We start from the raw sequence: 21,763 nt of genomic DNA on the forward strand, positions 1-21,763 counted from the left end.
GCAAGAGTAGGATGTTAATGGAATTGGTGTTGCGCCAATTTACCCAATAAAATCAAGGTTGATTGGCTCCGGCGGTAGGGGCCGGAGATAAAATCTCAAGGCACTGAAAAGCCAGCGCTTTTCGGGAGCGACTCCTGTCCGACTCCGCAATGTGACATCATTCGTGCCGTACTTTGTGCCACCTGGCAAGGGTGGACAGGGCGACCCGGCCTCGCAGCATCCGACGATGTGCCCGCCGCGAAGGTCTTCTGCCTGCGCGACTGGGTCGAAGAGATCCGCTCATCCAGATCCAAAGAGCTGTCCAGCGATCCGCTCGGGTCGTCCGTTCCGCGCATCCTCGTCCACTCCGCAGCTGCCGCGACGAAGAAGAACCCTCTTCTCAATACCATGTGGAGACCGGTCTTTTCTGCCCCTTTAAGGTGAATGCGAATCTTGCGTTCTTCTTTTCCCACCGGCAGTGTGCGGGGTGGAGGCCAGAGCAAAAAATGACTGTTATTGAAGAGTTGCCGGACTTACTTGGTATTGATCGCGAGACATTTCCGCGACACGCATACCGAATATGCCGTGATGTTTTCTTTCATATCTTATCGGCTGTCAGGCAATGCCCGACGGTCGATAGATCTCGGTCCGCAAGAGCCTCCTTAACCTTTTCGTCGCGGCGCCACCACGGCCACGCAATGGCGATCGCGTTCACGTTGAGGCTCAATTGAAGTTGTCAGTCTGCTGCTGGGAATTCGCGCCGGGGAGCGGTGGGCGGACGAGATGAAGTTTCTCCATGTCGCAGATCTCCACCTCGACTCTCCCCTCCGGACGCAGGCGGCGCGCGATAGCGCCATGGGCGCCCACTTGCGGGCAGCCTCGCGACAGGTGCTGGCACGTCTCGTTGATGCGGCTCTATCCGAGGGCGTGGATGCCGTGCTCTTTGCCGGTGACACGTTCGACAGCGACGTAGCGGATGTGGCAAGCCGGGCGGCGCTGGCCACGGAGTTGTCCCGCCTTTCGCGCAGCGGAATCCCGGCGGTGCTGATCCAGGGCAATCACGACGCTCTGCTTGATCTCGACCGCTACGGACCGGTTTCGGATGCGCTGACCGTGCTAACGCCGGAGGCTCCCACAATCCGTATCGGAGATGCCTGCATCCACGGCATGGGGTTCACGGCCAAACACATGGCCGAAAGCCTGCTACCCCGCTACCCGCAGCCCGACCCAGGACGCTGGAACATCGGTCTGATGCATACTTCGCTGGACGGCGCCGCCGGCCACGACCCATACGCGCCCTGCGCGCTGGCCGACCTGATCGGTCATGGCTACGATTATTGGGCACTCGGCCACATCCACAAGCGCGCCGTCCACGAGGCAGAAGGAACCCTGGTCGTCATGCCGGGCATTCCACAGGGCCGCAGCATTCGGGAGAGGGATGGCGGCTCGGCGACTTTGGTGGAGATTGACCTGCAGGGCGTCCGGGCACGCGAGATACGCCTGGAGCTGCTGCGTTTCACGGAGGTGCTGGTGGACTTCACGGGCGTCGCGGACCAGGCCGGGCGCGACGCGCGGCTGCGCATGGCGCTGGAAGCGATGGCGGGCGACGATGTGATGATCGCGGCGCGTCTGGACGCTGCGGGCAGCCCAGCCGAATTGGGCGATCCGCGCATGCTGGAAGCGCAGGCGCGAGAGGCGGCGGAGACCATGGCGGGCGTCTTTGTTGACCGCGTGAGGCTACGCCCGGCAAATCAAGCGCTGGACGCCGAGCTGGCCGAGGATCTGGCCTCGCTCATGCGCGCCGATGCTGCCACGCCCGGGTTCCGAGACGAAGTGCTGGCACACCTGGAAGAGCTCCGTTCTGCCCTGCCAGCCGAGTTACGCCACGTCCTCGCGGACGATCGGATCGATGAGTTGATAGAGATGGGCGTGGAGACGATGGCATTGCGCCTCGCTACGGGGAGATCAGAGCATTGAGGCTGCGCCATCTCGACCTGATCCGATACGGTCGTTTCACTGACCACCGACTGGACTTTGGTCCCGGCGGCAGCGAGACCGATGTCACCATCGTCTACGGCGAGAACGAGGCCGGCAAGAGCACGGCCTTTTCGGCTTGGCTTGACCTGCTGTTCGGATTGCCGTTGCAGCATCCGTACGATTTTGTTCACGCGCGCAAGGACCTCATGGTCGGGGCCACTCTTGACACGGAAGAGGGGCCGCTGACGCTGCGCCGGACAGGCCAGCGGCAGGGGTCGTTGACAGATGAGAATGGCCGGGCGATTGACGAGCGACGGCTGTCGCTGCTGCTCCACGGCCTCGACCGGGACGGCTATCGCACGCGCTTTTCGCTCGACGACGACGTGCTCCGCCAGGGCGGGGAGGAGATCGCGCGCGCGAAGGGCGACCTCGGCCAACTGCTCCACGCCGGATCCACGGGATTGTCGGGGTTCGCCGACCTGTTGAAACAGGCCGAGGAAGAAATCGAGGCGTTCCACAAGCCGCGCGGGCGTTCCACCATCCTCGCGGATGGGCGCAACCGGCTGAAGGAGATCGACGCAGCGCTGGCCGAGGCGCGGCTGGACCCCCGGCGGTTTGAAGCGTTGCGACGGGAGGTCGAGAGCGCGGAGCAGGCCTGTCGCGAGGCCACAGCCTTCCGCGACGAGGCCAAACGCCAATTCGCCCTGCGGGAGGCCGCCGATCATCGCCGTGACCTTGCTCGTCGGATCGACGAGGCACGAGCGGCTCTCGCGGGCTATCCCGACGGACCCGCCCTGCCTGAGGACGCGATGACGCGGGTGAGCGTGGCTGTGGATCGGACCGTAAAGGCCCAGGAGGAGAAGGCGGAGGCCGAAGCCACGATAGAGCAAGCCGAAGAACTGCTCTCCGAGCTCAAGCCGGATCCCGAGGGCATCTCCATCGGCGAGATGCTGGCTGGTCTGGAAGAGGCCGAGTTCGATGACGGCGAGTCGCTCGTCGCCCGCGCCAGCCTTGCCGATGCCGATCTCGGCCGACGCCGTGAGGAGCGGGACAATGCCCGGACGGAGGCCGGTCGGCTTGCCGCTGCGCTCGCCGGAGATGGTGCAGATCCGGGCGCGATCGTCCTGCCCCGCGAGGTGCGCAATGGCATACGCGAAGCGGCGCAGGACGTCCGCGAGACCGCCCGGGCCCGCGACCAGGCCCAAGAAGCCTTGGACGACGCGCGCGCCGAACTCGGCGAGGTGGAGGAAATGCCGGAGGGCGCCGAGACGCTGGCCGATGCGCTGGACGCTCTGGATGCTCTGCCGGAGAATCCCGAGGCGCTGACTGGCGATCTTCGAGAATGTGAGACGAAGGCGCGCCGTGCCGCGGCCGGACTGCCACCCAATTGGCGTACGCTGGCGGATGCAGGATTGCCCGCCGCCGCCGAATTGCGCGAGGCGGAACGAAATCTGAAAGCCGAGGATGACAAGGTTGCCGCTGCCGAGGAAAAACTGCGGATGGCACAGGAGAAGCTTGCGGAGCTTGACGCCGCGCTTGATGGTGAACGGTTGGCCTTGTCCGTTGTCTCCGATGACGAAATCGCCGCCACGCGTGCCGAACGCGAGCGGCTCTGGTCCGCACACAGGTCCGCGCTTCAGCAGGATACGGCCGATGCTTTTGAGGCGGCCATGCGTGAAGACGACGATGCGCGTGGCCGCCATGCAACGAGTGCCGAAGGACGTGTGCGGCTCGCCCGGATGAATGCCGATCGTATGATGAACGCGGCCGATGCTGAACGGCGCGAGACCGACCTCGGATCCGCTCGGGAAAGGCGCATCGCCCCTACGGAAGTCGTGAAGCGGCTCGCCATGCGGCTCGGGCTCGACGCGGACATCGTTCCCTCTGCTTTTGGAGAACGGCTTGAAGCAATGAAGACGGCGCTGGACGCGGCGCTCTCGGCAGAGCAGGCGATGCAAGATCTGCACGCCGCGCGAAAGTCAAGGTCAGAGGCCGAGGAAGCGGTCATCGATGCAGCTTCAGGGATCTCGGTCGATACGTCAGAAAGGCACGATACCGTTGCTGCCGCCCGGCGTCTTCACAAGGAACTGGAAGAGCGCCGGGCCCGCATCGCCAGTCGGTTGGAAGCTGAGAAGCTGGTCCGCGGGTTCGAGGCGCAGAAAAAGACGAAAGAGAAAGGCCATGCCGTTGCCGAGGCAGCCTATGCGGCGCGGGTTGCCGACTTATGGTGCGCGGACATGGGCGTTGAAGAGGTCCTTCGGATCTCCGATGGCCTTGCCGAGCTGGCAGAGCTGTACAGTAAGGCGCGAGACCTTGATCGGCGTGTTGGCCGACTGGAAGCGGCCTTGACCGCGTTTGACACTCGAGCCTGCGCGCTGCGAGACAGTCTCGGGCTGCGCAATCGCAGCACTGTGGATGAGACCTTGCGTCTCGCACGGGACCGCGCCGGAAAAGCCATCGAGGTCGCCCGAAAGATCGAAGAGGCCCGCAAGGCGCGTAATGAAGCCGAAGCGGAGCGCAATCGTCAAGCCCGCCTGGCGGAGCGGTCCGCAGAAGTGATCGCTGCCGTCTTCGAGGGGCAGGAGATCGCTTCTGGGGACGACCCGCTGGTTGCCCTGCGCCGCCTTCTGGAACGGGATGGGCTGCGCGCCGAGATCGCCGAGCTGGACGCAGTGCGCGCCAGGACCGCCGAGGGGTTCGACGCCGAGGCGCTCTCCGCCGAGGAGGCCGACACCGACCCGGTCCGAACAGACACACTGCGCGAGGCCGTGTCGGAGGCCGAAGGGACGCGCGACGAGGCTGTCGGACGCCGCGGAGAGGCGCGGCAAGAGCTGAACTCTGCGCTCGGCACCGGCGGTGGCGTCCATCAAGGGCAAGCGCGTGCGACGCTTATGGAAGAACTGCATGAGGCCGCGCGCCGTGCCGCGGAAACCCGGATCGGCTTGATGGCAGCCTCGGGTGCACTGCGCCGTCTGCGGGAAGATCGCCGTGGGTCCATGCTCAACGCGGCCGAACAGGCATTTGCGCGTATGACCGGGGGCGAGTGGCCGCGTCTCGAGGCGCAGCCGGCGGGGGCAGGCGAGCGGCTCGTCGGCATCAGGAGCGGACAACGGATTACAGCCGACGCCATGTCCACCGGAACGCGCGGCCAGCTTTATCTGGCGCTGCGCGTGGCGGGACATGCGGATTTCGTCACCCGCTACGGACCGCTTCCGTTTTTGACGGATGACATTCTCGAAACTTTTGACGATACGCGCGCGGCGGCAGCCCTTTCGCTGACCTCCGAGATGGGGCGCACGGGACAGGCAATCATGTTCACGCACCATCGCCATCTGGTCGATCTGGCACGCACGGTTATCCCAGAGCTTCATGTGGTGGATTTGGGATAATGGCGGGCTCGCATTCAGGCGGCCGAAGGTCCGGGATCGGTCAGCGGAGAACGAAGCAGATAAGATCCGGTTCACCTCCGCGATCCTGCCCCGATGGGCGCGGCGCTCAGATGTCGGTGAAGCGTCGCCCGGCTGACCCGCCAATGGTGACAGACCCGAACCAGACTGTAGCGGCGCTTCGCGGAGATCGACAAGGTCCGGCTCATCGCTTTTAACTCCCGCTCCCTGCCGTCCGTCGATCGGCTGCCGAGCGACGCGGTCCCAGCCTCCAGAAAGCTGTCCCGCCACGCGCTCAGGTCGGCGGCGGTGACGCCGATCTCCCGGCTGACCAGGTCCAGGTCGTCATCGAGCAGAATGCGCAGCACGGCCTCCTGCTTTCTCCTCGCTGACATGCGCCGCTTGCGCGGCGCGGCGGGCTTGCCGTCGTCTGCGTGATAGGCGCGCTCCGTCAAGCCCGCTTTGGTGCCTCGTTCCTCTGTAATGACTCCTCCTCGACGGAGCCGCTATCGCCCAAATCATTGTCTCAGAAAACCGTACACCGGGGGACAATCTACTTGTCGACCTCAAGGGGCGCGGCCTGACCTGCGCTCAGGAAATCGCTGTCGGCGACGGTGCGCTCGGGTTCTGGAAGGCACTCGACGAGGTATTCTCCAGCAACAGGCACCAACGCTGCTGGGTTCACAAGACTTCTAACGTGCTGAACAAGGTCCCCAAGTCCCTCCAGCCCGCAGTCAAACCCGACCTGCGCAAGATCTGGCAGGCTGAGACCCGTGCCGCCGCCGAGGCCGCGCTGGATGTCTTCGTCGAGAAATACGGCGAAAAATATCAGAAGGCGGCAACCTGCCTGACCAAGGACCGCGAGGCTCTGTCGGCGTTCTATGATTTCCCTGCCGAGCATTGGGACCATCTGCGAACCTCGAACCCGATCGAGAGCGTGTTCGCCGCCGTCAGGCATCGCACGGTTCGCACGAAAAGTGCGCTATCCCAGAAGACGGCTCGGCTGATGGTCTACAAACTCGTGCAAGCCGCCGCGAAAGGTTGGCGTGGCCTGAAGGGTGCCAACGGTGATCGAAGGCGTCAAATTCACCGACGGCGTCGTCGACGCCAAGAACCGCGCCGCCTGATCAAAGCGCGACACCCAAATTCAGGCATAGCTCTCATGTTCTGCGGCCGAATATGGAAGACGGAGATTTCAGTGTTCAACCTGAGGCAAGCCGGTTGACGAGCCAGCCCAGCGCCGAACATACCAGCTTTCCGGAGCGGGTGCTCCAGCCGAGAATGAGACCGGTGGCAGCAAGATCAGGGCCGAGGGTCTCAAGATCGGTGCCGAGATGATCGCGAAGCAACTCGTCGAGCGTGCCAATGTCGGCGTTCTCATCGAGCGTAAAGAGCTGCAGCGCCTGGACCAGCGGCCCCTTGAGAAAGATCTCTGGAAAACGTTCGTCTACCTTCCACCGCACAGCCTCTGCCGCGGGGTCCTCAGCACGAGCCATCGCCTTCACGAGTTTGAGGACTTCGCTCGGGATACCGCCCGAGGCTGCGAGGATCGCCTTTCGCAGATCGCGGGTGTCGAGATCGGTCTTTTCGACCTGGTTGAGATGCGCGCGTACCATCTCGACGCCCCACGCGGCAAGATACTGAGCCTGATCGCTGCGGCGATGGGCGAGCTCGCGCATGTCGGGGTCGGCGGCATCCAGTATGATCACCGGGCGGACACGCTTGTCGAGAACCGCCTGCTGGCGCTCGAGCCAGGTGATCTCCTCCTCGGCCTCTTTGGCGCTGCCGGGGCTGCGAATGAGCAGCGTCATGGTCTTGCCGGGATTAGGCGCATCAACCCGTGTGCGTAGATCTTTCTGGTTGGCGATGGCATGGACAGGGATCACGGTGTTGCGCGCGCCCAGCAATCTTCCTGCTTCGGAAAGGCGCTTGAGCGCGACGCCGACCTTGCCAAGGCCGAGCGGGGACAGGCCACAGATGATTTGTACAGGTGCCTCGTCGGCGGAGACAAGGCGCTCAGTCTGCAGATCGGTCAGCGGCGAATAGGGCATGTCAAACAGGGTCATGCTTGAGCTTGCGCTCGGGCTGTAGCGCTTGCGGTGCAATGCCCGGTCATAATAGTCGACCGGGTCGCGCTCGTAGATTTCCAGAAGTTGTTGGTCGATTTCCTCCTGCTCGCCGAGCATGGCCGCGACCTGGCGGGTGCGCAGCAGGTAGCGGTAGCGGGTTGTCCGCGGGATCGGGACGCGACCGAGCACGCCGAGATCGAAAAGTTCTTCGAGAAGCGCCTCGAAGCCCGCCTGGGACGGCCGCTCAGAGGTCTCGGGCCAGAAGGCGAGCGCCTCCTCCAGGAGTTCTTTCGCGGTGAAGCCGCTGTGCAGGGCCTCCTGTTCGCGGCCCTCGGCGCGCAGCCGTGCGAGCGTGTAGGCTACCAGCGCGTAGCGGGGGTCCAGATCGAGGGTCCAGTGGAACTTCTGCCGGATCCGGGCCTCGATCGTGGTGAAGCCACGATGCTTGAAGAGCATGTCGCCGGGGATCGTCCAGAGCGGGCCGTCGCCCTCGGGTAGCTGGTAGTTCTTGCCGCTGCCGGAGCCGTGGAGGCTCGCGAGCAGACCTTTGCCATATTCCTGGACGAGGCTCGGGTAGTAGTTGGCCCAGGCCAGCACCTTCTCGACATCCTCGCGGCTCTCGAAGCGGAACCCCGCGGCACGCATCGGGGCGACGACGAGATCGTGCGCGGCACGCTTGTCGTCCTCTGTGTGGTTGAGCGGGCCTATGCAGATCGGTTTTCCGAGATGAGCGAGCGGCGAGTTCGGCTGGCGATACATCCGCTGGACATTGTGCAGGCCCGCGAAGACCACCTTGAAGGCGCGCCCGGTGCTCTCCATCAGCTCCTTGATGCGGCTGAGCTCGGGGTAGTCGTCCTTGGTGTCCTTGGCGAGGAAGTTGTCCGCCTCGTCGAACATGCAGACGATCTGCGCGCCGGGGTACTTGTTGAGCCAGCCCTTGATGTCGCGGCTGATTTCCTCCGGGGTACGGCTGGTGGGCTTCACGATTTCGAGCCCGGACAGCATGCCGTTGAGGTGCTGCGACCAGATCTCGGAGGTCTCCTCGGATTTGCCCAGCGGCTTGACCTCGCGCTTGACAACGATCCGCTTTGCCTCCGCGTCGTGGCGCGTGGTCACGATGTGGTTGAGCAACGCGGACTTGCCGAGCTGGCGGCCACCATAGACCAGACAGCCATCAGAAGTTCTCGACATGATCTGCAGGATCTCCTCCTCGCGGCCGAAGAACATCTCAGGCGGCACCGTCGCGGCGTCGGTGATGTAGGGCTCGACCCTGCCATAGGGCAGGCCGCATTCGAACACGGTGCGCGCGCGGGTTTCGCGGTGGGTCGCGGTAAAGACGATCAGCGCCTCGTCGATCAGGAGCGCCGGAATGGACTTGGCGCGCAGGCGCTGAGCGTATTCCGCGCGCCGGGCGAAATCCGCGACGCCTTCGAGCAGGAGGATCGTCGGCTTGCCCGGGTCGATCGCCCCGATCACCGCTTCGGGCAGCGTGTCGCTGGCCACGATGGCGAGCTGGTAGCCGGTGGTGACGCGGGAGCCGAAAACCGGCGGCAGGAACCAGCCATCGGAGTGGATCCGGCCCGACATGTTGGCCAGGCGGGACCGGGTGCGGCCAATGGCCTTCATCTCGTGGATCTTCGGGGTCTCAAAACCGATCTCCTCGAAAAGCTCGCGGATCCGCGCGACCGGCGGGTTCTTGACCTTCAGGCCGCGCATGATGTCGCGATAGGTCTCGATGAAGCCTGCGGCGGCCGCGCGCCGGTCCTCGGCCACTGCGAGTTGGCCGGGCGCCGCGAGAGCGGCCTCCATCCGTCCGGCCGAGCTCGGCCAGTCCTTCGAGACGGCGATCTCGAGGAAGTGCGGCGTGAACTCGGAAGTCATGCCCGAGAGGTCGACCTCGACGCCGGCCGCGGAACGGCCGTCGCGCAGCTGCGCGATGTTTTCCTCGATCGCCTCGATGGTGAGCGTGTCCAGCATGCCGAGGACCTTGTCGGCTTCGGCGGAATTGTGCTCCGTGCGGTATTGCGCAATTCGCGTTGTCTGGTCGTTGCGGATCTCTTCCTCGATGCTCGTCGAGACGGCATCGATCTCACCGAGGCGGCGGGTGATGTCGGAAAGATCGTGGAGTCCTTCGCCGGCGATGATGGTGTCGAGGCGCGCCTGCGCCTCCTCGCACCATTCCAGATCGGTCGCGATCTGGCGCTGGCGCGACGTGTCCACCCGGGCGATGACCTTGAGACGGCGTTGACGTTCCTCGAGATCAGGGGCGAGGGCGGTGGCGTGTGCGCGCGCCTTGTCAATGATGGCGTCTGCGCCGAGAGCGCCGGACCGCTCGGCAAGGCGGAGGGCGGCCTCATAGGCGCCGTCATCACAGGCGCGGCGCAGGGCCTCCTCGAGACTCGGGATGCCCGGATCGACAAGGTCTGCGCAGACCGCCTCGAAGGCACCCTGGTAGGTCTCGATGGCGTTGCGCAAGGGCGCCGGCATCAGGTCGCGCTCACTCGTCAGCGCGGCTTCGAGGGAGGAAAACCCTTCGACATCGCCGCCGGCAAGGGCGGTCAGCGTTTCCTCGATGCGGGTGGCGATCCAGCCGGCCACGGCGGCCTCGATGCCGTCCTTGGCGCTTTCTGCCGCCAGGGCCCTGGCGGCCTTTTCCAGGCGGGATTGCAGGTTGCGCAGGGTGTCGCGGGCGCGATCGGCGGAGCGGTGGGAGTGTTTGCCTTCGCGCTCGTCGGCGCGGATCCAGGCGCTGAGCAGGCCGAGAGGCTCGTTGAACTGGCGATGCAGGTATTCGATCGCCTTCGGACGCAGCGGGAGATTCTTGCCAAGACCGGCCGAGTAGGCGCTGGCGGCGGCCTCGATATCGGAGGGATACGAGAGCGCGTCGATCGCGACCTGTGCCTTCTGGCGGGCATCCGCTGCGCCGCTGGTGATGGCGGCAGAGGCGGCACCGATCAGCCCGGCATCAGAGGCAGCCTCGTGCATGACGCCGGTTGCGAGCCCCCAGCGGGAAGTCTTGCGGGAGGAGGTTTCGCACCAGGTTGCGAGCTGGCGGGCAAGCCGGGTCTTGGCTGGCTCGCGGCGGGCGCCGGAGAGCCGCGCGAGCTCGTCGGCATGCGGCGGAAAGTCGAACTCGAGATCCGCGATGGCCTCGGTGCTTTCCAAGAGATGCTGGCCGAGCGGGCCACGGGTCAGTTGGGACAGGCGGGAGCGCAGACCGGAGGCCTTCTCGAATATCGCCGGGCGGATCAGGGCTCCGAGCATCATGACCGAGCTGGTCTCCCCGGGCTCGTTCGAGAGCGCGGTGTTGGCCAGCTCCAGGAAGCGTTGCGTGTCGGGACCGTATTCGCGCATAGGGGCGCGGCTTGCCGCGGCGACTCGGAGCACGCTGGCCTCGATCGGCCAGGCGTGATGCGCGGCCTCGAAAGCGTCGGCCGCGTCGGCCGCGATGCCGACGAGGTCGCGTGCGACCAGGTCTGCCAGGACTGTCTCCGGAACCGGCGCGGACTGGACAGGGCGCTCGGGCGTGTCCGGCTCTGCTGGTGCGGCATTGTCCGTGGCCGGATCCGGTCGCGCTGGCGCGGGGGCCACAGGGTCAGACCGGGTCTCGGATGGCTCCGATGAAGAGACCGCACCTGCCGTCGTTGTGGTCTCGCCTGACTCGTCTGTCGCGGCATCGGTAAGGGGCGTCTCGCCATTGGAGAGCGGCTCTCCGGCAGCCGTGTCATCGTTCGGCGCGTCTTCGGTGCGCGGCCCCGCGGCGGCCGGTGCGGGGGCGCTTTCGCTTCCGGCGCCATCAGGGTCTTCGAGGTCCGGATTGTCCGCCTCGGCCGCGTCCGTTTCGGAGGGGGTAGGCCCATCGACTGCTGCGTCGGCGGCATCGGCCGTGATGGCACCGGCGATGGGCGCGTCGCTGGCGCCTGCCGCGTTAGGGCCGGACCCGGCGTCGGTGCGCGGGGCGTCCGCTGGGCGGCCGGGAGCATCCTGGGGGTTGATCTCCGCATCGGGGTCGGCATCTTCCGGAGCCTCGGCAAAGGTCGTGGGCCGCATGTCCTCGGGCAGATCCTCGAGCGAGAGGATCTCGCCGGCGATGATTTTCCGCAGAACGGTGTCGGCCGTCCCAAGAAAGCGTGTCAGATCTTCGAGTTCGGCCTTGCCCTCCTTCGCGGCCGGAGCGAGCTCGGCCATGCGATCGAAATCGTCGTTTTCCGTCGCCTGGGCGATGTCGCGCCGCAGTTCAGAAACCTTGGCGTCGAGTTCCTTGGCTGTCACGCGACAGGCAATCAGGTCGTCGAGCATGCCTTCCGCGCTCAGGCGACAGAGCAGGTCTCGCGCCTGGTCCGGCAAGGCCTCGAAATCAATCTCGAGGCCAAGCTTACCGCATTCCTGGACGAGCGCCTCTTGCAGCGCTGCGGCAATCCGGGTGGCATGATCCGCGGCCCGGTTGGCCAGCGTGGCGATGATCTCGAAATCCTCGCGCGGACTGCCCGGATGCAGCGTGGCGCTGAATGCCTCGAGGGCGCGGATGGCATGGCGCTGGATACGCACCGAGGACATCTCGCTCTGCTGTTCGAAGACATCGAGAAGGCATGTTGCATAGATTCGGGCGTCGTCGATCTCGACGACATTGTCGAAGAGTGTCTCGAACGCGGAGACCTGGTCGTGGTTACGCAGGATGTCGCGGGCCTCCCGGTAGAGCTGGTCGAAGCCGATATCTTCGGTGCGCCGCCAGTATGCATGCGCCACATATTCACAGAACAGGGCCACCGCGACATCTGCCGGCACCGGCGGGGACAGGACCTCGGCGACACGGTCGTGCAGGGTCGGCTGATGGGCGATGCCGAGTTTCATAAGGGGCATCTTCTGGAAGCTTCGCGTGATCTTGCGACGCTCGGCCTTCGAGCGGCTCCGGCCGGTGCCGCGACGGGCCGAGACGCTCGATTCCAGGACGGGCAGAATCCAGGGATGCTCCTCGGCGCGGTCGAGGATCGCGTCGTAGACCGCGACGGCATCTTTCGGATCCACCTCGATTTCCATCAGATCGACGATATTGCGCAGATCCCGCGCGGTGAAATGCCCGGCTTGCGCGAAATAGGACGCAGCATCGGGGCAGATCTCGCGCAGAGGAAAGGCACCCCAGTCGGAGGGCGGCTCCCAGTCCTCGCCATTATGCCACCCGGCCATGACCAGGCAGGCTTCCGGCAGTTCGGGCACGTCGCCGCTGGTGCCCGTGGCCCGGGGCTTGTGCAGGGAGAAGTTCGGCTTGGTCTCGTCTTTCATGGATATCTTCTTCTCCGTCATGTGCCGGTGCAGGACAGGGGGGTGACCCCGGCGTCTCGCAGAATGGTTTCGATCCAGGCCCGGGCTGGCGCGCGGTCGAACTCGGGCCAGAGGCGCTGGTTGGAATAGTCGTTGACACAGCGCGTGCAGCTGGTGATGCAATGCGGGTTGCGGCAATCGAGGATCCGGTGCGCCGCGAAGAGCAGGTCGCGGGCGCGGAAGCCGTCCTCCCGGGTGAGCCGGGTGGCATAGCCCGCCCCGCCCGAGACCGCATCATAGAGAACGATAACGAGAAATCCATCAAGCCGCTGAAGCAGCGCGCGCAGGTCGCGTGGATTGGTCTCGAGAAGCTCCGCCGCGCCAAGCCGCAGGGCCTCCTGCAGGGTCCGCCCGAGCGTGGTATGCCCGGATAGGTCCTCGCCGTCGGGGCTGCGCGGAATGGCATCAAAAAGAAGCGCCCGGACATTGGTCTCGAAGACATGTGCGAGATCGATCGGATAGAGGGTCTGTGTCGGATCGGCGCGGCAGTCGAGCCCGGTCCGGGGATTGGTATGCGCGGCGATCTGCTGGGGGGCCTGCCAGGCGCGGTCGGGCCCGGTTCCCTGGACCGGCACGGCATGCTCGCAAGCTCGGCACCATGCGAAGCCGCCGCGGTGGCGGCCGCGATTGACGGTGATGATGCGCCCGAGCTCCGCATCGGGCCGGTTCGATCCCGGGGCGTGGAATGTCAGCAGACCGGGAATGTCGGTCTCGGTGTAGCGCGACCGTGGGGCCTCGGTCAGCAAAAGCGCCTCGTCGGCTACGACCGGACGGACCCGGCTGGCACCCGGGTCGCGGCCCTCGCTGTCGGCCACCGAGGTCAGGAAGCCATGTGGCCGGATGAACTCCCGCGTGCGGGCGATGGCGGAGAAGGCCGCGCCGCATTGGTGGCAATGGGGGTCGGGATCGACGCCGGAGGAGGTGATCTGGGGCGACTTGCAGGCCTCGCAGACGCGGTAGCGCGCCCGGTCGACAAAGGCGTCGTTGCCGGTGAAGCGGGAGCGCTTGGAGATCCCGACGCTGGTCCAGACCCGGCCGCCGGCGACCACCTCGGAGCCCGGCGCGTATTCGGAGATGCCGATCGCGCCGTCCCGATCCAACTCGAGAAGCGCGCTGTCGGCGGTTTGCCCGGCGCTGTTCAGCACCTCGAGGGAGACCGAGTGGACCGGGAAGGAATAGGTCGGGATCACCGCCCGCCGCGAGAGCTGATCGACCAGGAACTGGTTGAGATAGAGCCGCTGCTGAGTGCGCAGCGCGCTCGCCGGTCGGTCGATCCGCTGCAGCGCCTTGGCATCGGTCTTGTCGACCCCCTGGCGCTCTTCCTCGAGCGCGTCGATCGCGGCCTGCATCACGCCCCAGCGGCCCCAGGCGGCATCGGCGAACTGCATCACGCGGTCGTGGAAGGCCGCACGCAGGCCTGCGGTGTCGAGCGCGATCCCGGCATGGGCCGGCGGCAGGCGCTGCCCAAGATCGGCCGCCGCGGTGACGGCGTCCGAGGCCCCCGAGAGCCAGTAGTCGAGATCGGCATGGAAGTCGTCGCGCGCCGCATCGGTCAGAACCTCGCCGAGGACATCGCGCAGGCGCGGCGCGCCCGACCGGTCATAGCTGGCGAGGCGGTGTTCGAGGAAGCGCGCGAGCAGCATGGAGACCTGGTGGCGCTGGAAGAAGCCGGCATTGTCAAGCGACAGATAGGGGATGATCGGCTTGGCGGCGAGATACTCTCCGAAGGCCTCGAAGGTGGCGCGGTCATAGCGCCCCGAGCGCGCGGTGGTGAGAACGATCGGGGCGACCTGCGCGCGCCGTCCGGCCCGACCCGCGCGCTGCTGGTAATTGGCGATCGACGGCGGCACATTCTTGCAATGCACGGCCTCGAGGTCCCCCAGGTCGACGCCCATTTCCATCGTCGTCGTGCAGGACAAGAGGTTGACCTCTCCGGCCTTGAAATCCTCTTCGATCCGGGCGCGCACCTGTCCCGCAATGGCCGCAGTGTGTTCGCGGGCGATCCCCATCAGCGGGCGCTCGCGGTAGCGTGCGACGTAATGGTTGCGGGAGCTGAGCGTTTCGCGCTCGGATTTCGGAATCTCCTCCAGGTGGCCATCGCAGCCGACAGCCTGGCAAACCCCCGCCGTGTCGAACTGGGTGCGTCCGCCGCAGATTGTGCATTGGTAAAGCGCCACCTCGGTGCCGGGGACGATGAAGAAATCCGCATCAAGCTTGAGGCCGCGCCCGACCCCGTGGGTGGCGGTCATCGAGCGTGGAGCTTCAATGGCGCGCCAGAACCCCACCAGCGCGTCCCGGATCTCCATGTCGGTGATCTCGGTGTCGCAGGCGGCGGCCATCTTGCGCAGGAGTTGGAAGAAGCGGCTGCGGCCTTCGTATCCGGTGGCGGGAATGAGCGCGAGGGCGAGCGTTGCGCGGGCATTCTTCTCCCGGGTGATGCAGCGGCCGCGATGGGCGGCGATCCGGGTCCAGATCGACTCGTCGGTTAGATCGATCATGCCGGATTCGGTGTCGGAGATCGCCCTGTGTTCCCGTGCGATCTTCAGAAGGTAGCGCACGAAGGCCTCGGCATGGGGCTTCAACGCGTCCGGTAAGGCGTTTTCCACCGCGCGGACAGGGCGCGCGATATGGGCGTAGTCAATCCCGATCAGGCCAAATCCTTCCAGGCTGAGCCGCCCGCGGCCGAAGACGGTCAGCTCCGCGGCGATCAGCGCCTTGAGACGCTGGTACTGGTTGGTGCCGGTCTCGAGGGCGGGCACGACGCCGGGCCGATAAAGCCGCAGCCCGTCACGCCTCAGCTCGCGCTCGACGGCGCCCACGAGGTTGTCGATATCGGTGCGCCCGCCGGTCTCGATGACCCGCAGCATCGCGGCCCGGATGGCCTGGTCGCGCGAGGTGCGTTCGAAGAACGGAGCGAAGAAGGCCGCATCCTGGCGGTTGTCGGAAAAGACCAGCAGATTGCGTCCGCCCATCGGCGGGTTCTCGCCGCTGTCTTTCTTCGGCATGGCCTCGAGCAGCGCCTGGGCGGCCACCGCGGCGATGGCCTCGTCGCCGGGGCGCATCGTCGTAATCGGCTCGAGATGGCGGTTCGAGCGGTGGTTGCAGGCCACGCAGCGCGGCAGGTAGCGCGTGCCGTCATCGGGATCCTCGGTCAGCGTGACCGCCTCGAGCCTCACCGCGCCGGGGGTGTCGTCGTCCATCACCGCCCCGTTGGCGGGATCGACATGGATGACCATCGTGTCGGGGTGGTCCTCCTCCTCGCCATCCTCCTCGTGGGCGGCCCCGCCGGGCACGAGGCGCAGAAGGTGGCGCGGCCCGGTTCCGGGCTGGGCGGAGTAGCCCAGGGGGCTCTCGAAAGCTTCGAGATAGGGCTCGCCGCAATTGCGGCAGACGAGAAGCTCGAAGGCGGGGTGCTCTTCCTCGTCCCGATCGGCCCCGATCACGACCTCGGAGACCTGGTCCGGGGCCCCTGCATCGAGCGCGAGCCCGATCCGGTCGGGCGCGCGGGAGATCAGGTGATAGCGCGCGGGCAGGAGCGGGAAGACGGCGGCGTCCCTGCTGACCGCCAGCACGCCGATCGAGATGAGCCCGGTCAGGGCCGGGATGTCATCCGAGCCGGCATCGGGGAAGACCGCGCGGGCGAGCACGGGCAGGGGGACGGATCCCTCTTCAAGCCTGTGCGCGAGTGTGCAGATCTCGGTGAGGGTGCCGAGCTTTGCGATCATGGCATCGCCCAGGCTCTCACCCTCGGGGACCGCAAGCTCGGGCAGCGACAGAAGGTCGGCCTCGAAGTTCCAGTCCGCGGGATCCATCGGGTGTCCGGATTTCGCGGCCTCGCGCGCCGCGGCCGCGAGCGCGCCCGCCTCGGCCCATTGCCGCGGCGAGAGGCCGCTGGGGGCAGGGCTCTTCGACAATGCGGGATGGGTCTTGCGCGCCGAGGTGATGATCGCACGCTCGCCGGCGAAGGGCTCGCCGAACAGGCGTTCCGCGAAGTCTGCAAGCTCGCCCTTGCGTGCCGGGTCGAGCGAGGCCGAAGTGCCGATGCAGCGGACCTGCCCGTCGGGCAGGCCGAGATGGGCCTTCAACCGCCGCAACAGGAAAGAGACCTCGATTGCCTGGGCGCCGGCATAGGTGTGGATCTCGTCGAGCACGATGGCGCGCAACCGGGCCGCCTGCAGGAGCGGGCGGTTGGTGGGCAGAAGCAGGATATGCTCCAGCATCGCGTAGTTGGTGATCAGGATATGCGGCGGCCGGGCGCGCATCTCCGCACGCGACAAGAGCCAGTTGTCTGACACTTCGGCATCCTCGCCGAAGGCTTCGAGAAAGCTCGGTGTTTCCCTGAGCCGTGTGATTTCCTCGGCGCGGGTGGCGCTGGCTTTGACCTGGCCGGTATAGCGGCCAAGCGTGATGCCGGGATTGCCGAGATCGCGGAAGAGAAGCGCGGCGATCCGGTTCAGCTGGTCGTTGGCAAGCGCGTTGAGCGGGTAGACGAGGATCGCGCGCACGCCGGGCGTGGCGAGATCGCCATCTTTCAGGATGTCGTCGATGAGCGGGTAGAGAAAGGACTCGGTCTTGCCCGAGCCGGTGCCGGTGGCGACGAGGTAGTTCTCGTCACGCAGGAGCGCTGCTTCCTGGTGCGCATGCAGCGGTCGTGACCAGATGCCGGGCGCGGTCTCGGCAAAGGCGGACCACGCCGGTGCGAGCAGCCCGTCGGCCATCAAGGTCTCGAGGCTGCGGCCCTTCTCGAAATCCGGCAGCGTTTCGACATAGGGGCCCTTAACGAAGGTCATCCGGGCGATCTGCGCGCGTAGTTCTGCGGCGAGATGGGGTGCGCGGATGTCGTTGACCGGCGAGGAGGTTGAGACGAAGCGCGCGAGCGTGTCGTTGAGCTGGCCGCGGAACGCGTTGGGGTCGAGATCGGTCATGTCTGTCTTTCAAGCTGGGTCGCGGCATGGCCCCAGAGGGGGCGGAAATAGGCAAAGACCTCGATGCCCGCGCGCAGCATCAGCGTCAGCGCCGGGCCGATGTCCTCGATCTCGAGCCCGGTGCGGTGCGAAATCCCGGCGACATGTTCCGCGAGGTCGTTCAAGGCGGCGGCCCGGGCGAAGCGCTCAATGGCGACCACGATCCGGGCGGGAACCGGGTCGCCCCCGCCGCCGCTGTCGAAGGCGCGGATCTTGTCGAGATCGCCCGCATAGGGCTCGATGATGAGCCGCACGGTGCGGGCCAGCGGTTCGTCCCCGGTCAGCTCGCGCAGGTCTGTCTCGGTGAGCTTGAAGCGCAGCGAACGGAACGCATTCGAGAGCTTCCATCCGGCGAGCGCCTCGGGCAAGCCTGCATCGCTGTCCACGCGGTCGATCCAGTCCTGCAGCGGGCGGTCCCCGCGGGGATCGGGCAGGTCCGGCACCGCGGGCATGTGCGCCATCGTGCCAAGGCCGTCGAGTCCGGTGGCCGGGTCGAGACCGGAAAGCGCGACGGGGGTGGATTCGAAGATCCAGGGGGCGACGCCCACGAGGTCGTGGCGCGGCGTGGCGTTCTCTCCGCCGGGGATCGCCAGGAGCGGGAATTTGATGGCGCCGACCATGCGCGAGGCCCCGACGCTGTTGATGCAGGCGCGGTAAGCTGGGGAAAGCGCACGGCGCATCTGATCTCCCAGCGCGGCCGGGCTGCGCGCGGCCAGATAGGTGGCGAGGCGCTTGAGGCTGGCGCTGTCCGCGGTGGCGAGATGCCCGGGCAGCCCGATCGCCACGGTCACGTCGTCGGCATCGGCGACAGGCTCGAAATCCGGGCTGCCGGCGACGCGCCCGAGGAGCGTGAGGCGGCCCGGCGGGAGGCGGTCAACATGCGCGATGCGGATCGACAGGGCGCCTGTATCAAGATTGTGCTGGACAGTGACGCCGGGAGGCGGGGGCATGGGGACCGGACGGCGCCCGAGCGATGTGTCGCCCTGGTCGACAGTGCCATCGGCACGCTCGATCCGGAAACGCAGCGCGTCGACCGGTACCCCCGGCGTGATATCGAGCCGGATTTCGCTGTCGGTCTCGGCAAAAGCGATCTGACGCGGGTCGTCGAGATGATGGATACGGGCGAGGACGTCGATCCGGCCGTCCGCGCGCCGCAGGGCGATGCGGTCGTCCCCGGTCGGGGCCTCGATCTGGCTTGCGCCGATCTCCCACTTGGTGCGGGCAACGAAAGGGCGCGGGGTTGTCTTGCCGAGCACCAGGAGGTCGGCGGTGGCGTCCCGGGAGGCCAGAATAAGCGTGTCGTAACGCGCCTGGTGGCCCAGGACGAGGGTTCGGCCGCGGGGCACGCGGTCGCGGCCTCTGTCCTCCTGGCGATGGTGCCAGAGCACTTCCCGCTGCAGCACGAGAGCGAACTCCCGCACCTCCTCGCCGTCGGTGATCCCGAGGATGGGTGCCTCGACATCGGCCTGTTCGTCGACCTCGAGGCCGTTCATCGTCTCCCTGAGCCCGGCGCTGCGGGCGGCGTTCCAGTTCCCGGGCTTCGGCATCGTCGCGGGATCGCCATCAAGCCGGCTCATCCCGGGCCAGATCCAGGCCGCGGTCGCGAGCTCGGCCCGCGCCTCGTCGTCCCCGGCGGCCCCGGGGGCCAGGACCTCGAAGCGCACCCGGACCGGGTCGCCCTGCTGGTCGAGGCCCAGATCGGAAAAGGCAATGCGCGCCTGCCCATCGGCATCGACGGTGATTTCCCGGAAGGCCCGCGTGTCGCCGTGGCGGGCGCGAAGGATGCGGGTGCGCCCGCCGATCTCGGGGTCGAGCTGGATGATCAATGCGCCGTCGCACGACAGAAGTCGGCGGGAAGCGTCATGGGCCAGCGCAGTGCTTTCGATCCAGATGGTGGTCTCGGCAGGGCGGGTGAAGGAAAGCACCTGCCCGTCGTCAAAGGTGACGCGATCGCCGGTGCCGATCCACGCGACCCGGAAGCGGGGATCCTCTGCTGGCAGGCCTTCGCCGAAGCCGACGGTGGTGAAGACGCGTTGGGATAGGATGACGAGGTTTTGTGCCGCCACGCCGAGCAGGTCATTGGTCGCCGGTCTGCGTGCGAGAAGGGTGCCGCTATCGGCGTCGAAAACCAAAACTTCGTCGGGGTCCGGTGCCAGGTCGAAATCATGTGACCGGCCGTCGCAGTTCCATACCAGGCGCTGGGGCCATGGACTGGGGATGCGCAGCGTTCCGCCGGACTTGAGAGGCGTTGGGACCGCCCCAAGCTTGATCGATTGGCTCAGGCGGGAGCTTTCGGCCTCGATGGCGAGGGTTGTGCCGGACCAGAAGGTAACGGGCGGTCCGACCAAGTCCGAACGATGGCGTCCGTAGCGTGCCAGGGCGCGGTCATAGGCTTCGAAGAGGTGTGTCTCTCTCGGGCTTTGCGCAGTGACCCCACGGCGCCATTGATCGAAACGCCGTGCGCAATGCGCAGACTGATCAAACCTGATCGTGGCCCGCAGGCGCGTCAGTCCGGATGGAGCGCCCCATTCGACCGCATGGCGCTGCCAGTCTCGAGCGGCGGATGTGTCTTCCGTGGCCGGCGGCCCGTAAGAGAGTGCCATCCAGGCGAAGGCCTGGGCCAGGTGGGTATGCTGCCCCTGGGCAGGGCCCAGTGGGATGAAGAACAAATCGGGTTTATTGATGAGCGGAATGGGCAGACCGATTTTCCGGGCGGCTCGCCGGAAACTTCCCTTCAGGGCGTTGCGGCTTTGCGTATCGGAGAAATCGTCGTGCAGGAACTCCGCGATGTGGTGATAGACCTCCATATCCGCGACCGCGTAGTTTTCCGCAAGCGGCGCGAGAATGCCCCAGATGGCCATTGTCGGGCATCGCTCCAGCATCGAAGTGATGGAGAAATGTCTGAGCGCCTTAAGGGCTTTCTCCTGCAGATCTGCGGGAACGTTCATGTCCGCAGGAAACGGGGTCGATCCTGCGCCAGTGCGAAGGCGGGTAAACTCGGCTTCGAGATCGTCCGGAGTGAAAAGGAATGCGTGTGTCAAGGCGTGAAAGGTGCCTCTTTAAAATAATGTGCATGGTTTTCAAAGACCGCGTGTTTCTTTTTAATTCATCTTGGTAACTACTTGGAGGGCATTCGGCGACAGCAAATTGCAAGGTGCAGCAAACCAGCTTTGCTCGGAACAGGTCAAGGTGGTGTTTCGAAGAATTTTTTTTTATTTTTCTTGCAAGCCAGCATGGCGTCGAAGATGGCCTGCGTCAGGCCATTGCCGGGCACAATCGCCAAGCGATCATCAACAAGCACTACACCGGGAACCGGACGGTCGAGATGAACGAGGCCGTAGACCAAGCAGAATTCGGCCTGGAGATCGCCGCACAGCCCGCGACACGGCTTCCCGATCATTCGCGACTGCTGGTTGGGTGTTACTGTGCAGGACGTGTAAAGTTATCCGCCTCAGTCGGGCGGGTCGTGAAAGTCGCTTGAACGCCTCCACCGTGGATTGCGCAAAGCTATTCGAAGATACAGAAGGTATTGCAGGGGCTGTCAGATTTAGCCGCCTTTGCAGATTTTCTCTACACAACCTCAGGCTTCTGCCCTGCCAAGTCCATATTTGGCGACCTTTAAAAGCTGTCAATTTGGCCCGCGATGCGTTTGCCGAAAATTTCGCGCTAATTGCGCTATATTCTCTCTTAATTAGCAAATTTAGCAGGCAGCCTTCCGCCGCATCTTGCCTAATTCTCATTAGATTTCCAAGAAACGCCTCACTCGCGTTTTGGTGGCCCACTTTCGGGGCGTAGGTCCTTCTCGGAGTGAAGAGGAGGCGCACATGCCAAATAAAGAAAACGTAGAACGATACCTTACCACGCAAGAGGTCGCGAAACGGCTTCGACGCCATCCCCGGACGATCCGGGACTGGATCGTATCCGGATGTCCGACCTCGCGCGGAACCGTATTTCTCGACGCAACGAAGCCTGGAAAAAGCTGGTTGGTGCACCCGGACTGGCTCGCGCTCTTCGAGCATCGAATCCGCCCCATGAGGAAGGCGGATCTCGATCTCGAGTGAGCGCAGAA

8 protein-coding genes and 1 pseudogene are annotated in these 21,763 nt (G+C 65.7%); 4 read left to right on the top strand and 5 right to left on the bottom strand.

Features of this window, described 5'->3' with window-relative positions; all coding sequences use genetic code 11:
- The first annotated feature begins 762 nt into the window (after positions 1–762).
- Positions 763–1,956, top strand: coding sequence for a metallophosphoesterase family protein (locus BW990_RS16090; RefSeq protein WP_076449594.1), 1,194 nt, complete (start codon positions 763–765; stop codon positions 1,954–1,956).
- Entirely contained in the window at positions 1,953–5,345 is a 3,393-nt protein-coding gene (locus BW990_RS16095; protein ID WP_076449596.1) for an AAA family ATPase, read from the top strand. The genes BW990_RS16090 and BW990_RS16095 overlap by 4 nt, the downstream gene beginning before the upstream one ends.
- 71 nt (positions 5,346–5,416) lie before the next feature.
- Here the strand turns inward: BW990_RS16095 and BW990_RS21935 are convergent, their stop codons facing one another.
- The gene (locus BW990_RS21935; protein ID WP_076449599.1) at positions 5,417–5,797 is read right to left on the bottom strand and encodes a hypothetical protein; all 381 of its coding nucleotides are present in this window, start codon (positions 5,795–5,797) and stop codon (positions 5,417–5,419) included.
- A gap of 95 nt (positions 5,798–5,892) precedes the next feature.
- On the opposite strand from BW990_RS21935, the pseudogene BW990_RS16105 reads away from it, so the two are divergent.
- Positions 5,893–6,469, top strand: a pseudogene (locus BW990_RS16105) (IS256 family transposase); the annotation flags it as partial.
- A gap of 75 nt (positions 6,470–6,544) precedes the next feature.
- Here BW990_RS16105 and BW990_RS16110 read toward each other — a convergent pair.
- The 4 genes from BW990_RS16110 to BW990_RS21540 form a co-directional block, all read right to left on the bottom strand.
- Entirely contained in the window at positions 6,545–12,691 is a 6,147-nt protein-coding gene (locus BW990_RS16110; protein ID WP_076449601.1) for a prolipoprotein diacylglyceryl transferase, read from the bottom strand.
- Positions 12,692–12,708: 17 nt separating this feature from the next.
- Positions 12,709–17,655 (bottom strand): DEAD/DEAH box helicase, encoded by a 4,947-nt coding sequence (locus BW990_RS16115; protein WP_076449603.1) that lies wholly within the window; start codon positions 17,653–17,655, stop codon positions 12,709–12,711.
- On the bottom strand, positions 17,652–20,555 hold the full coding sequence (locus BW990_RS16120) for a hypothetical protein (protein ID WP_143526242.1): 2,904 nt from the start codon (positions 20,553–20,555) through the stop codon (positions 17,652–17,654). The genes BW990_RS16115 and BW990_RS16120 overlap by 4 nt, the downstream gene beginning before the upstream one ends.
- Positions 20,556–20,878: 323 nt before the next feature.
- Positions 20,879–21,094, bottom strand: coding sequence for a hypothetical protein (locus BW990_RS21540; RefSeq protein WP_143526243.1), 216 nt, complete (start codon positions 21,092–21,094; stop codon positions 20,879–20,881).
- A 424-nt stretch (positions 21,095–21,518) separates the two neighbouring features.
- Here BW990_RS21540 and BW990_RS16125 point away from each other — a divergent pair, with 424 nt between their 5' ends.
- Positions 21,519–21,755 (top strand): helix-turn-helix domain-containing protein, encoded by a 237-nt coding sequence (locus tag BW990_RS16125; protein WP_076449607.1) that lies wholly within the window; start codon positions 21,519–21,521, stop codon positions 21,753–21,755.
- Positions 21,756–21,763 lie beyond the last annotated feature (8 nt).

It is taken from the genome of Roseivivax lentus (assembly GCF_900156805.1).
GTDB lineage: Bacteria > Pseudomonadota > Alphaproteobacteria > Rhodobacterales > Rhodobacteraceae > Roseivivax > Roseivivax lentus.

Bases quoted from the DNA above. Each gene is read 5' to 3' on its own strand.
- BW990_RS16090 (WP_076449594.1), top strand. From the start codon at position 763: ATGAAGTTTCTCCATGTCGCAGATCTCCACCTCGACTCTCCCCTCCGG.
- BW990_RS16110 (WP_076449601.1), bottom strand. From the start codon at position 12,691: ATGAAAGACGAGACCAAGCCGAACTTCTCCCTGCACAAGCCCCGGGCC.
- BW990_RS16115 (WP_076449603.1), bottom strand. From the start codon at position 17,655: ATGACCGATCTCGACCCCAACGCGTTCCGCGGCCAGCTCAACGACACG.
- BW990_RS16120 (WP_143526242.1), bottom strand. From the start codon at position 20,555: ATGGCCATCTGGGGCATTCTCGCGCCGCTTGCGGAAAACTACGCGGTC.
- BW990_RS21540 (WP_143526243.1), bottom strand. From the start codon at position 21,094: ATGATCGGGAAGCCGTGTCGCGGGCTGTGCGGCGATCTCCAGGCCGAA.
- BW990_RS16125 (WP_076449607.1), top strand. From the start codon at position 21,519: ATGCCAAATAAAGAAAACGTAGAACGATACCTTACCACGCAAGAGGTC.